Genomic DNA, 12699 nt, shown 5'->3' with positions numbered 1-12699 from the left:
CGAAGCGTGGAACTGTAATGCCACGTCTTTGAATGAAGGTCCTGAGAAAACCTTTGTGTACAGATGTAACAATAGCAGCCCACGCTATAGCGTGAGAACCACTATGCTATTCTTGTACACGTTTGAAAGTTTCTCAGGTTTTCATTCGCAAGAAATAAGCATAACGCTTCTTCTAAATTCTAATATGTCTTGGATAGAGTAGCCTCAATCCGCTTACAAAGATATTTAATTTTATTGAGATACAATCAAATACTATCATAATTACATTCTGAATCCTCTACTTTTTCTTGGTTCTTCTGCTAATTGTCGCAAACCTTGCCTTAATTTTTCCCATTGCTCCTTAAACCATTCGCCTATCGGCTGTCTGTTTATGGTCAGTATCAGTTTGCTATCATCGGTTGGATTCTTTTCCACCTTGAAAATATCATTCTTGATGTCAAACTTACGTTTGTGTTCTTCGGAATAAATCCTACCATTGCATCTGATAGCTTCCTTTTTTGTCAAAAGACTGTTTATCATATCTTTGGTAAATCCGATGGCATAGCAGAGCTTTTCCATTCTCAACATTTCTTTGAGCAATGGGAACCAGTTGAACGCTTTTTCAAGAATGGCGTTCAATCGTGAAATTTCCTTGTCTTTGGCTTCAAGTTCTTGATTATGTATTCCTTGCAGGTTACGAATCTGCTTACTATGCTGTTCCTGCATTTGTTGCATCTTGGCTTTTAATTCATCAATGCCCTTGTCACGTTTGGCAATTTCATGACGTAAATTCTCGTTAGATTGTTCTAAATCTTTCAACTTTCCACTTCCGAAAAGAGAACCTACACCACTGGTTATGGCAGTGGCTACATCGGTAGCTGCACTTTTGAGTTTGTCCGTGCGTATCTCTGCTTTTACTTGTTTGAGTTCTTGCTCGGCAAGGCTTACCTGTTGCTCCTTGTGTCGTTTGGTTTCCTCTATACGTTGCAGTTCGGCTTTCTGTTTTTTTATGATGAAATCGTTTCGCTCCAAGTGCTCCTTACCAGTGACAGCTTTTGCCTGCCCACGTTCCATCAGAAGTATATTGGAAGCCAAGGTCTGCATGGCTGCCATATCCTCGTCATTGAGCTTTCTGCTCTTTCCGGTTTCGTGGTTCATCCAGTCGAAAACGATATGGGCATGATAGTTCGGCTTGAACCATCTGTTCCCGACCTTGAAGCTTTCCCTGTCTTCCGCTTCCGGTTGACCGTTCAGCCAATGCCCTTCATCCTTGTGCAGGAAGATTTGCAACGGTGTGATGCCCCAGCGTCTTTGACACTCTTCACCGAATTTGCGTACATCAGCCAGTGTGGTATCCGGTCTGATGAGCAATACTCCTTCACGAATGGGTGAACATCCCGCCACCTTGATAATTTTTCCATTCTTTCCCTTGCGTTCCCTTTCCTTTTCCTGCATGGCACGTCCGGTCTTTTCCTTGACCATTTGCTTGATATTGTCATAATGAGTTCGCAGTTCGGGAGTGCCGAAGTCGGGATTTATCCACTGTTCGTTGTTGGTGGAGAGTTCGGGAACGACATAGATTCTGGACTCCCCGATGTTACGCATATATTCGGCAGTCCTTCGGTTGTGTACCTCGCTCGATGCGATGTTGCAAGGCTTGATGTGTATGCTTGATTTTGTTGCCATAGCTTCTTTTCTTTGTTTACAATTGATTTACTTTGCTCGCTTTCGCAGAGGGGTTCTTAGGGGTAACCCATAAGCGGAGATTGCAAAGAGAGGGTCACTCTTTGCTCGGGGTTCTCAGGGGTGAAACGCCCTGAGTGGGTTATTAGGGCAAAGTCCTAATCCCCTCGGGAGAGCCCACAACTACGAAAGCGGAGCGTGTAGTTATAGTGGGCTATAACCGAAAGCCGTTTTTCTTTTTCGGTGACTGGCTGCTCATCCCTTTGACGGATTGGACTTGCCTTTTTCTTTCAACCTGTTTCTGTAAGTATTCGTTCAAGTCCTTGCATCCGCTGTAAATCTGTGAAGCGTCACGGATGTATCGGTCTCTGCTGTATTCCTTGCGGATTTGTTGGAGAGCTTCTATGCCTGCATGGTCGTTGTCAAAAAAGCAGTGGATGCGTTCGTAATTGCCCAACGGATAGAGAGCCTTGTTTACATTCGATACGGAGTTTAATACGATGTAGTCCTGTCCGTCCAACTCCGGATAATTCGGGCAGCTCTCCTGTCTCAATGTCAGAAAGGAAAGGTAGTCCATGAAACCCTCGAACACATAACAAGTGTTCCTCGCTTTCCCCGATTGTCTGATGTGGGAGATTTCCTTTGGGGCGATGCAGCCCTTGAAATAGCGGTTGCGAACCTCAAACCCACCAGAACCATTGGGAAAGGCGATGGCAAAGTATCGCTTGCCGTTGTGGGTGAAACGTGCTTCACTACATTCTCTTTTCGCCAGTTCTATGTTAATTCCTCTACCTTGCAAGTAGGCAAGCAGGGCAGGAGATGACAGCGGAACAATCTCCAACTGTTGGAAGCTCGGCTCAGAAGAGCTTTGCTTTCCAAAAGAGAAAGATACCGGGCGCACGTGCGGTGTCTGCTCTGCTATCCGTTTCAAGATGTAAGGTACATGGTCGGTAGCGTACAGATGTGCAGCCAGTGCAATGATGTTTCCGCCCTTTCCCAAACCGAAGTCATACCATTGTTCACGTTCGGTATTCACTTTGAACGATGCTTCACTCTCTTCCCGAAACGGAGATTTGTACCAAAGGTTGATACCTTGTTGTTTTACTGGTGAATAACCCAAGCTGTGCAGGTAGTCGGCTATTCGTATGCTTTTAGCTTCTTCTATTGTCATTTTCTTGCGGATTTGTTGGTGAATGAAAAATGATGATTTGATGAATTTGGAATTTAACACACTGTTAAACAGCGTTATATCGGCTCATCTTTTTCTCATCAGATTGCTTGCCAAAAGAGAAATGATGTTTTCTTTTTTCATCAGCAATCGTTGTTGATGAGTGTTTGATGAATACATATCTATCTGTAAGGCAATATATTACTTCCCTTATTCATCATTTCATCAAAATAATTAGATAGCGGTCAGTTGTTCTTTCGTTACCGTATAAAACCGACCAGTTTTCCTTTTCGGCTCATAGTGGCACTCACGATGGGGTGCGAACTCATAAGCGGTGTAGGATAGCGAATTGTGTGCAGAAGTAAGTTTCCATACTTCCTGCACAACTTTCCTCACTTGATACTTTTCAACCTTGACCTGTGAATAGAGTAGCAAGGTTACAAGGTCGTTCAGGCAGAATGATACGCTTTCCACGTTCATGTTCGACATGATGTCAAGCAACAACTCGGTCATTTCTATTTCCAGTCGGTTGCGGTTGCTTCGGATTATTTTCTGCAAGGCTGCGGTATGTGTCAGTCTTGGGTTGAACCACATACGGCTTTCCTGTGTTGTGGATAGTTCCCTTTGGGTCAGGAAATAAAGAAATGCGGGTATTTCCGCTTTTAGCTTTTGCAGAAAGTTGGTATCATCACTCTGCAACGGCATTATCTTCCGCACCCAGTAGCGTGTTTCTCCTGCGTCTATGAGTATAGGCAGATATTCGTTGTTGGAACATAGCACGAACTTGGCGAAGAAAGCAATCTCCGTTCGGTCTTTGCCTTTGGCTTCCACCTTGTAGGTGAAAGTGGTGCTCAGGTTTTTCAACCGTTCGCTGTCTTCCCTGCGGTTGAGCAAAACTTCGTCCACAACGATTAGTAGCTTTCCTGCCCAGTCGGAATTGAACTGGCTGCGGAAATCTTCGTTGGTGTTGAAAGTCACGTTGTTCTCAAACACGGCTTTCAGGAAGTTCAAGAACGTGCTTTTGCCTGTGTTGCGTTCTTCTGAAACAAGTAGGACAATAGGCAGCTTCTGTGTCGGCTGTAGATACAGCAGTTGCATATAGTCCATACCCAGCTCGTATTGTTCCCCGAAGATGTGCCGCATCAAGGATTGGATGTGGGAGAAGTCCCCCTGCTGCGGTTTATGCTCTATAGGCTCGTAAAGGTTCAGAAATCCCTCAATCTCCTTTTGGTAGTTCAAATGGTTGGGAACGGTGCAAAAGCCGTCATACTTGGGGACGGTGGCAAGATAATTCTTTCCATAGTCCTGCCGTAATGTGCTGTTGTTCCATACGACACGTTTCTTCTCATAACCGCCATTGGCGCATGGCTGATTGACCACCTTGTACAAAGTTGTTCCTACGCGCATATATTCTTCCTCCTTCATAGGCTTAGATTAAAGGATTGTGTTCACCTAAAATTCTCTGAATGTCGGATTGTCGGTATCTGACCTTGTTTCCAACCTTTACAGGCTTCAGATAGTTTTTCTTAGACCAGTGCCAGAGTGTGGTATCACAAACACCGCACATCTTTTTCACTTCCTCTTTGGTTAGATACTTCTCCTTTCTTGCTTCCGCAATGGCGGTAGAAAGTTCATGCTTCGCACGGCTGATTAACTGGTTGGAGAATAATAGCAAATCTTCTCCTGTTACTTCCAACTTGATGTTGCCGTTTCCGTTTTGGATAATTGCCAATATGTCTGTCATAGGCTTCTTGAAACTGCCGGTTGTAAGACTTCCCGTTTCGGCAGTATTATAAACGAAAAGCCACTACCCCGATTAGGATAGTGGCGCAAATATATAATGAAAATCAATCGTAAAACAATGATATTCAATTCGTTAAATTCGTAAAAACGAAAAGCGAATTAAACGAACTTCAATTGGATAGATAGGCTTTCAATTCCTCGATGGCTTCATGGTCTTCACCAATGTCTTTTACCAGTTTCTTGCTGTTTCCAAACGGAGAAGTGAGATTTCTGTATGCTTTCTGGATGCCTCTTTCGTGGACGATTTCTTGTTCCTTGAACTGCTCGTACAGTGCGTTTCTGAAAGTCTTGATGGGACACTTCCGCATGAATCGGTATTCCACCAGTGCGATAAACAGTCGTGCTATATCTGTTTCCGTAGCATGGGTTTTCAATCGTGTGCCAATTCTTTCAATCAGTATGTCATGCCTTTCTATCAGAAGTTCTGGCAACGTGCGTGTGTCGGCTTTGCGTCCTGCGGTCTTTGGCTGTTCTTCCTGCAGCATATCTGTTTCTTCCTCGTCCATGTCTTCATCTTCTTCTATTGCCCATTCCACGAGAGAGTTTTCCTCAATGGCTTTCTGTTGCTTCCTGAATACTTGCCAGTCCTCTTTGGTTCTCATGCCATTGGCGATGCTTTTTCTGATAATGAATTTGACCATGCCGGAAACAAGCCATTTGTATAAGGTGGGAATATCCTTTCTTTTGGTCAGTTCCTCACCCTGTTCCACCATGCACTCATAGCTTCGTCCGTAATAGAGCCATGCAAGCATGGCAGGAACAATACTTCTCTTGTTCGGGGTATGAAACTCATTCACTATCTTCTCGGCAAGGTCTGATTGTAAAAGAACATTTTCCAGTTCCTCGAAATCAGGGTTTCTATCATCGCCTATTCTCTTGCGTGCTGCTTCTTTATATTTCGGAACAAGCCTTACAGCCGTATTGAAAATATTGAAGAACCCTTTGAACTTCTTGTCGTTCATTTCTTCTACAAAATCGGCATATTCATTCGGATGGCTGTCGAGCCATTCCTTTATCAGTCTTTTGAAATTATCATATTCCTGTTGTCCCATACAAGTATCAGTCTAATAGTTTTACAAGGTCTTTCTTCATTTCTTCGTCAATATCCCTGTATCGTCTGAAAGCTTTGCTTCCCTCCTTGTGTCCCGACAGTGCGGAAACAAGGTTCGGGTCTTTCACTTTTTTATAGATATTGCCGATAAACGTACGTCTTGCCAGATGGCTGCTTGCCACTTCATAAATAGGTCGTTTGATTTCGTTGTGCGTCAACGGGTCTAAGATTGTTACGATGCGGTCAACTCCAGCTAATTTGAATATCTTTTTTATGGCATCATTGTACTTTTGCTCGGATATGAACGGCAACAGTTTTCCCTCATATTCTTTGTAGCGTTCAAGGATTTCTTTCGCTTTGTCGTTAAGTGGAACACGTACCGTAACCGGATTCCCCTCTTTGGTTTTCTTGGGAATATATTCTATGGCTTCATTGACCACATTTAGTTTGGTCATTCGGTACAGGTCGCTCACCCTGCATCCTATCAGTGTCTGAAATATGAATATATCCCTCTGTATTGCCAGTTGTGGGGTGGCAGAAAGGTCTGCATTAAAAATCCTGTCCCTTTCTTCGAGTGTTATATAATAAGGTGTACCATATGTACACTCCTCTATCGGAAACTTGTCGAAAGGTCTGTTTGTGGTGCGTTTGTTATCGAAGCACCACAGGAAGAATGTGCGTATTCTTGAAAAACAGTCTATCAGCGTGTTTTTGCTTCTGGGCTGTGGTGTCCTCTTTTCGGGAATGGCTTCATAAATGCTCGGGTAAAGTTCATAATACTGGTATTCGTTCTGAAAGAAATCCCACATATCCCGAAGCGTGTCAGGTGTTACCAAATCCACATCAAGGATAAAGCCCTTTTGTCCTCTCTTTGTAGCCCTTACATATAGTTCATAACGCAGTAAGGCTCTTTTGACAACCCGGAAATTTTTCTTTCGTACTTCCGACAAAGGGTGCTTGTTTAGAAATTCATCGAATAGTTCTCCAATGGTAGGCTTGATAACCACTTCCTCCGGCAAAAAATATTTTTCAGGATGGTAAAATTTATCAAGTGTTGTTTTTAGCCATTCTTTGTCTATTGCTTCCTTTTCTTGTTGATATACCTTCTCGATATAGGTTTTCAACTGGCGTATCTCTTCATTTATATGGGTACGCATTTCTTCATTGCAGACAGCTTTCGTTTTTACACATTCGTCTTTATCATCCCATAGATTGGGATTGATGGCTAACTGAGTAGGAGCAACGGAGTCTAACTGCCTTCCGTTTCTAAAACGGACATAGATTGTAGCCATGGATTCTGTATCATATCGTTTGGCTGCTTTTTTAATGATAAAGGTTACTTTCATAGACTTTCAGGTTGAATTTTACTCTGCTGCAAATATAAATATTTTCCCCACATTTTCCCCACATCTGCTAAATATTTTGCAATTCGATTAACTTGGATTAAAATTTAATAGGATTATAACATATTGAAATACAGTGTAATTGTGGCGTTTTTCCGCATTTTTCTTTTTACCCACATTTTCCCCACTTTAATTATTTCAAATGCGGGTCTGGGTACAAGAAGATGAAGATAAACCCTTGTAAATAAAAAATTTGCAAGGGTTTTCTATTTTCCAGCTGAAACATGGCTGAAACATTTTTTTGGGAGATTATCTTTATACGGTCATTCAATAAATAACTTTGTTTGTCACGTATATCTACCTTACTCTTAAAAGCAATATTGGCCCGTTCCAGTTCTTTCAATTTTTTCGCTGCCGAAAAGGATGCTGACACCGCTGGCTGTGGCTGGTCAGCTGCAGATAAATTCTCTTCAGATCATGACCCTGTGGAGCGGATATTTGAAAATTACCGCTGTCTATTCTTGCATTGACCTGTGGGGCAGTTATAACTGTATCATTAAACACAAACCCAATGCGTTTTCCTATGCTCTTTTCAGTGGCATCAGTCCATTTGCCCAGTTTGGATTTGCTGACTCTCCCGGAAATAACCGGTTGACCAAAAGAGTCATAAACCAACCTTAAATCGGTGAAATCTGCAACTGTAACGATTGGCTCACAAGAAATACTATCTTGTTGTCCGTCTATAATATGATACCAGCCGTTTTCTTTTTGAGGTGTATATGTTTGGCTGTATGATATTAAGGCGAGAGATAATCCTACCAGCGATAAATAAATTGTTTTCATATCATTCTATTGTTAAGTTTAGTACAAAGGAACGAATAAAAATGAAAAGATTGTAGTCCGGAGCAAAAATCTAAGCCAATATATCTCTCCGTATGTTTCAGCCGGCGGAGATTTTATGGTTTCCGCACTAGTATTATGAAGGGGATGCCAAAACTCTGATCGGTATATCGTTTTGCACATCCCCTTGTTTATCGTTATTCAGACCCGATGTTCTTTTGTACGTAATGGATCAGCGTACCAGGTCTCTGAAAGCATGGCCGAAAATTACATAGCTTGTGTTTCCTGCAATAGTGCCTTCGTTTTGTCCCCAAAGAAATGGCCAGTCATCATAGTTCTCGAAGTGGTCGGGTTGTCTGAACAATACACCGGGAGCCATGTTACCGGGGATGGCGGAGAAATCGGCCCGGTTGTTGCCGTAGAAGACAGCTTTGGGACGGGTAGCTCCAACGGTTGCCACAAATGAGTAGTTGTGATAGGGATGACAACCATATAGCCAGTTGGCAACTTTGAATGCATAACTGCTGTCGATGATGTCTGGGAAATATTTGCTGGCAAAGCAGACTGTGGTGCCGAAATTGACCATGCCGCCATTTCCTGCCCAGTTACCGCGTCCGATTGGCAATCCGTAGGGGTTGTCGTGGTTCAGGCTGTCGAGATATTCCTTGTATTTAAGGACGTATGGGCGCAGTTTCTCTTTATATGAAGCATCCATATAAGGAATAGCGTCCATAGCAGTCATGATATTATAGTTGACATTGCCTTCCAATGACTGCCATATTTCCTGTGTGAAGCGTTTCAAATAATTCTTCTCTCCGGTAGAAACGTATAGTTGCAGATTCGCAGCCATGTCTTCAGTAACTTTTTGTCTTTTATTTTTAGGAGAGCTTTCCGGCATCAGTTCCGTAGCCTCTTTCAGCAATCTTTTCGACTGTTTCAAGGCTCTTGCCGAAAGGTCGTCATTGTAACCCTTCAAAGCGCGACTTGCAGCAGCAAACATGGTGGCTGCCCGGAAGTCCAGACTTGGGTTACGGCTTGTAAAGGCCCACATGTCATCCGGAGTACCGCTGGATTTTCCATCGGCAGATTTCTCATAGGGAGCCAATTTGGGGTCATAGTGGAGTCCGTCGGTGATGGATGCAGCATCTCCCAGGTGGTGATAGTTGTCGAGTACGGAATTGGAAAGAGTCTGTGACATGTGCCCGATATTTTCGGCTTGTGCCACAAGGTTCAATACGCCATGCTCTATGTATTGGATAATGTCGGGAATACTGTCCGGGCGGTGGAGATCTACGTAGCGTTGTTTTTCGCTGACGAATGTTTCGTCGCGTAACGGCTTGAAGAGCTCCCAGGTTCTGACAAAATTCTGGACAACATTGATGTTGGCGCCAGTCTCTATATCAAAGTCGCCTGCATCAAAGTAGCCGCCTACGTTTAATCCGGGAATTAGTTCCAGCGCCTTATACTTGGTGTCGGTAGTTGGACCTTGGCTGTGCAGGTCGAAATGGTCTGTGCTGGGGGGAGCTTGCAGATAGCCTTCTTTGAAAGGTTCGCCATGCCAGATGCGGTATCCTTCATTCACTGTCACATGATTCATGTGGATGGGAATCCATACATCGGTGGTGGCGTCGGTGATATGGTTGTACACAGTTTTGTCGATGAGGAAATTGTTTGTTTTCACATTGCCGTACTTGATGTAGTATATGCCCGGATCCTTCACTTCGGAAAAGTCGAATTTTGCATAGTTGTACTTGAAGTAAGCCCCCCACATAGAGGTCTTTCCGGTAAATACTTCTACTTCTGAACCGTCTTCTTTTACTTGATAGACAGAAGCGCTGGAGATTATTTTATCTTTTTTGTCCAGTTCTATGATAGCTTCTTTGGGCTGTGAGGGAAGGTAACCCACTTGAGAGAAACCAATATTAGGTTCTCTTATCCAGTCTTTGATGGCATTCGGTTCCACAGTCCAGGTCAATACTTTGCCGGTTTTGCCGGGAGGCAGAATGCTTCGCAGCACGAACCATCCGTTCTGGGCCAGCATGCGTCCATCGAATAGCATCAGATCAGCATCTTGGGAGGTTACTTTTACGGTACGTTCGGGAGCATCGGGCGCCAATATCATGGTACGTCCGGTGGACAATGGCAGCGGGTCTACGAATCGGCCTGTTCCCCGGTCGTCATAAGTTTTGTATCCTTTAAATTGTTTGATCTTCTCGGAATTGGGACGGGTGATGGTGTTGCTTACGGCATAGCGTGGGAACCGGTCGGGCTGTCCGTCCATGATGTAAGCTTTTCCCCAATATTGTGAAGGCAGGAACTCAAGGTTGAATCCTGCGTCTCCTTCCAGTTCCTGTGGGAGGGGCTTATCCAGATAAACGGAGATTTCAACGGCTTTACCTTTTCCTGTCACTACTATGCGGGAGTCGAAGTCGAAATCGTCATAGCGGAGGGCTACTTCGATGGAGTTGTCCTCAATGTTCACTTTTCTTGATGGGGTAGAAGGAACCAAATCCCATTGTTCGGGAGTATTGGAAAGCCTGATGGCCCCACCTTGTGCAGTGCGTACACCATGGTGGATGAGCTCGATGCCGGAGTTCTTCTCGTCATTGAAGCCACCGGAGAAGAGGTTGCTGTAAACCAATACGTTGACTCCTTGAGTTTCAAAGTACTCAAGTTCATTCAGCTTCAGGTTCTGGTCGGGGCTATTGCCGCATGCTGTGGCTAATAGTACGGAACATGCCAATAATACTTTTTTCATTTTGTGTGTTTTTAGTAATTTGTATGAATTCTGTATGAGTTTTTGTTGTGCGTTTTTTCTGAGCTCATCAAAAAAAGATGCTGTATGTACATCGGAGAAAAGATGCAAAATGCATATAAGAGGACTGGTAAACATGTTTTCATAATATAGTCCTTAATGTATTCCTGATAAGTAAACATGATGTCCGTATCTGTCTAAGTATCATCGGTATAACAATAAAAGTGTCTTATTCTTTGTGTCCGGTTGTGCCATTTGGGCATCTCTTTGCTTGTCTAAGTTATGAAAAAGATTCCTTATTAACAAGCAGTTACCGTTTTTTAAGTAGATTTGCCTCAAATGATTTTTTGTGAGGTATGCATCTGACTCCCTTTCCCAAACGGGTGTATAGGGTGAAATATTTCATTGGACAAAGAGGACTTCTGAAGAATGTCGAAGTAAAAGCAGCGTAATTGGCTTCTGTTTCCGGTTTTTCCGTATTTTTGCGATGTAATTAAAGAATAATTTGTAATGAACCGTATATTGCTTGCGTTGAAACGTCCTTTCATTTGGTTGTATCGCTTCCGCCACCGTTGCGGTTATGGAGTACATTCGCCTTTTGCGTTCAATCTGATTACACACGTCATCTATGAAACAACTCCTTATTATAAATATAGGGAGTTGGCTGCCGAGCAAAAGAAACTTGCGCCGCAGAAAGACCGGATGTGGAGTTACGAGTCTGTAAAGGTGAAGCGGTTGCTATTCCGTCTGGTGAACTATGCGCAGCCCGCTACAATTGTAGATGCGGGTATACCGGCTGCTTCTTCCCTTTATTTGAAAGCCGCTAAGGAAGGAGCGGACTATACTGCGGCGGCTGATCTGTCCGGGCTCTTCTTGGAAAGTGATACATCTGTCGATTTTCTATATTTGCATGATTACCGCCGACCGGAGTTTGTGGAAGAAGTGCTGCGCATCTGCATTGCCCGCACTGCAAAAAAATCTGTTTTTGTAATTGAGGGTATCCGTTATACATCGCAGATGCATGCTGTTTGGAAGCGTATCAGGCAACACGAAAAGACTGGCATCACCTTTGACCTCTACGACCTCGGCATTATTTTCTTTGATAAAACAAAGATAAAACAAGACTATATTGTCAACTTTTGACTATCTTTAGGCGTCTTCTATGTTGGACCCGATAAAAACGATTGTTTATGAAGAAAAGCCTTGTATATACAAAGACCGGAGACAGAGGAACCACTTCCCTGGTAGGGGGGACTCGTGTTTCTAAAACCCATATCCGCCTCGAAGCCTATGGTACGGTGGATGAATTGAATTCCCATTTGGGATTTCTCATTACTTTCCTTTCTGATGAGCACGACAAGCTGTTTCTGCAAAAGGTGCAGGACAGGCTGTTTGCGGTAGGCTCTTATCTTGCAACAGATCGCGAAAGGACCAGACTCAAGGAAGCGAGCATCATTACTCCGGAACAAGTGGAAACGATAGAGCATGAAATTGACCGGTTGGATGACACGCTTCCTCCCTTATCCGCTTTCGTGCTTCCGGGCGGATGTCGGGGAGCGGCTGTTTGCCATATTTGCCGCACCGTTTGCCGTCGTGCCGAACGCCGTATTCTTACTTTGGCAGAGCAGGCAGATATTTCTTCGGAGTTGTTGGCTTACGTCAATCGTTTGTCTGACTATTTGTTTGTTCTTTCGCGTAAAATGAATCAAGACGAGAAAAAAGAAGAAATATTTTGGAATAATAGTTGCAAGTGAAATATTTTGTTATACTTTTGCCGAAAAATAAAAATAGGAATTAATATTCACAATTTTAATACTTAGAAACTATGTATTGGACATTGGAATTAGCATCTAAATTGGAAGATGCCCCTTGGCCGGCAACTAAGGACGAGCTGATAGATTATGCCATGCGTTCGGGTGCTCCGCTTGAGGTTATTGAAAACCTGCAGGAAATGGAAGATGAAGGCGAGATTTATGAAAGTATTGAAGATATTTGGCCCGATTATCCCAGCAAAGAAGATTTCTTCTTCAACGAGGAGGAGTATTAATACGCTTTGATTGAATTTTATCCGCCGATT

Annotated in this window: 11 protein-coding genes; 3 read left to right on the top strand and 8 right to left on the bottom strand. The window is 43.4% G+C overall.

The features are described from left to right. Nucleotides 1–261: 261 nt before the first annotated feature. The 8 genes from NQ546_RS01405 to NQ546_RS01370 form a co-directional block, all read right to left on the bottom strand. The gene (locus tag NQ546_RS01405; protein ID WP_005649590.1) at nucleotides 262–1665 is read right to left on the bottom strand and encodes a coiled-coil domain-containing protein; all 1404 of its coding nucleotides are present in this window, start codon (nucleotides 1663–1665) and stop codon (nucleotides 262–264) included. Between the two features lie 211 nt (nucleotides 1666–1876). Further along, nucleotides 1877–2833 carry a toprim domain-containing protein gene (locus tag NQ546_RS01400; RefSeq protein WP_004291345.1) on the bottom strand — a complete coding sequence of 319 codons (957 nt, stop codon included), beginning with the start codon at nucleotides 2831–2833 and terminating at the stop codon, nucleotides 1877–1879. A 231-nt stretch (nucleotides 2834–3064) separates the two neighbouring features. Then, complete coding sequence (locus NQ546_RS01395; RefSeq protein WP_004291344.1) at nucleotides 3065–4255, bottom strand: primase-helicase family protein; 1191 nt, start codon at nucleotides 4253–4255, stop codon at nucleotides 3065–3067. 4 nt (nucleotides 4256–4259) lie between these two features. Then, a complete protein-coding gene (locus tag NQ546_RS01390) occupies nucleotides 4260–4574 on the bottom strand; it encodes a helix-turn-helix transcriptional regulator (protein ID WP_004291341.1) in 315 nt (104 codons plus the stop codon). A 169-nt stretch (nucleotides 4575–4743) separates the two neighbouring features. Further along, complete coding sequence (locus tag NQ546_RS01385; RefSeq protein ID WP_004291334.1) at nucleotides 4744–5685, bottom strand: DUF6043 family protein; 942 nt, start codon at nucleotides 5683–5685, stop codon at nucleotides 4744–4746. Between the two features lie 7 nt (nucleotides 5686–5692). Then, the gene (locus tag NQ546_RS01380) at nucleotides 5693–7030 is read right to left on the bottom strand and encodes a site-specific integrase (protein ID WP_004291332.1); all 1338 of its coding nucleotides are present in this window, start codon (nucleotides 7028–7030) and stop codon (nucleotides 5693–5695) included. A gap of 396 nt (nucleotides 7031–7426) precedes the next feature. Continuing rightward, the gene (locus tag NQ546_RS01375) at nucleotides 7427–7870 is read right to left on the bottom strand and encodes a SecDF P1 head subdomain-containing protein (RefSeq protein ID WP_004291322.1); all 444 of its coding nucleotides are present in this window, start codon (nucleotides 7868–7870) and stop codon (nucleotides 7427–7429) included. A 229-nt stretch (nucleotides 7871–8099) separates the two neighbouring features. Next, nucleotides 8100–10625, bottom strand: coding sequence for a cellulase N-terminal Ig-like domain-containing protein (locus NQ546_RS01370; protein ID WP_229074282.1), 2526 nt, complete (start codon nucleotides 10623–10625; stop codon nucleotides 8100–8102). A 507-nt stretch (nucleotides 10626–11132) separates the two neighbouring features. Here NQ546_RS01370 and NQ546_RS01365 point away from each other — a divergent pair. From NQ546_RS01365 to NQ546_RS01355, 3 genes are all read left to right on the top strand, one after another. Further along, nucleotides 11133–11765 carry a hypothetical protein gene (locus NQ546_RS01365; RefSeq protein ID WP_004291314.1) on the top strand — a complete coding sequence of 211 codons (633 nt, stop codon included), beginning with the start codon at nucleotides 11133–11135 and terminating at the stop codon, nucleotides 11763–11765. Nucleotides 11766–11812: 47 nt separating this feature from the next. Next, complete coding sequence (locus tag NQ546_RS01360) at nucleotides 11813–12376, top strand: cob(I)yrinic acid a,c-diamide adenosyltransferase (protein WP_004291312.1); 564 nt, start codon at nucleotides 11813–11815, stop codon at nucleotides 12374–12376. Between the two features lie 71 nt (nucleotides 12377–12447). After that, complete coding sequence (locus NQ546_RS01355) at nucleotides 12448–12669, top strand: DUF2795 domain-containing protein (RefSeq protein ID WP_002558131.1); 222 nt, start codon at nucleotides 12448–12450, stop codon at nucleotides 12667–12669. Nucleotides 12670–12699: the final 30 nt, after the last annotated feature.

Origin of the sequence: Bacteroides eggerthii, from assembly GCF_025146565.1 — a bacterium.
In the GTDB taxonomy this organism is placed as follows: Bacteria; Bacteroidota; Bacteroidia; order Bacteroidales; family Bacteroidaceae; genus Bacteroides; species Bacteroides eggerthii.
The sequence above is the reverse complement of the archived record's forward strand: the minus strand, read 5'-3'. Positions and strand labels throughout refer to the sequence as shown.

What these genes read in the sequence shown, in the direction of transcription:
- NQ546_RS01375 (WP_004291322.1), bottom strand. Translation starts at nt 7,870, where the DNA reads ATGAAAACAATTTATTTATCGCTGGTAGGATTATCTCTCGCCTTAATA.
- NQ546_RS01395 (WP_004291344.1), bottom strand. Translation starts at nt 4,255, where the DNA reads ATGAAGGAGGAAGAATATATGCGCGTAGGAACAACTTTGTACAAGGTG.
- NQ546_RS01385 (WP_004291334.1), bottom strand. Translation starts at nt 5,685, where the DNA reads ATGGGACAACAGGAATATGATAATTTCAAAAGACTGATAAAGGAATGG.
- NQ546_RS01380 (WP_004291332.1), bottom strand. Translation starts at nt 7,030, where the DNA reads ATGAAAGTAACCTTTATCATTAAAAAAGCAGCCAAACGATATGATACA.
- NQ546_RS01355 (WP_002558131.1), top strand. Translation starts at nt 12,448, where the DNA reads ATGTATTGGACATTGGAATTAGCATCTAAATTGGAAGATGCCCCTTGG.
- NQ546_RS01390 (WP_004291341.1), bottom strand. Translation starts at nt 4,574, where the DNA reads ATGACAGACATATTGGCAATTATCCAAAACGGAAACGGCAACATCAAG.
- NQ546_RS01360 (WP_004291312.1), top strand. Translation starts at nt 11,813, where the DNA reads ATGAAGAAAAGCCTTGTATATACAAAGACCGGAGACAGAGGAACCACT.
- NQ546_RS01365 (WP_004291314.1), top strand. Translation starts at nt 11,133, where the DNA reads ATGAACCGTATATTGCTTGCGTTGAAACGTCCTTTCATTTGGTTGTAT.
- NQ546_RS01405 (WP_005649590.1), bottom strand. Translation starts at nt 1,665, where the DNA reads ATGGCAACAAAATCAAGCATACACATCAAGCCTTGCAACATCGCATCG.
- NQ546_RS01370 (WP_229074282.1), bottom strand. Translation starts at nt 10,625, where the DNA reads ATGAAAAAAGTATTATTGGCATGTTCCGTACTATTAGCCACAGCATGC.
- NQ546_RS01400 (WP_004291345.1), bottom strand. Translation starts at nt 2,833, where the DNA reads ATGACAATAGAAGAAGCTAAAAGCATACGAATAGCCGACTACCTGCAC.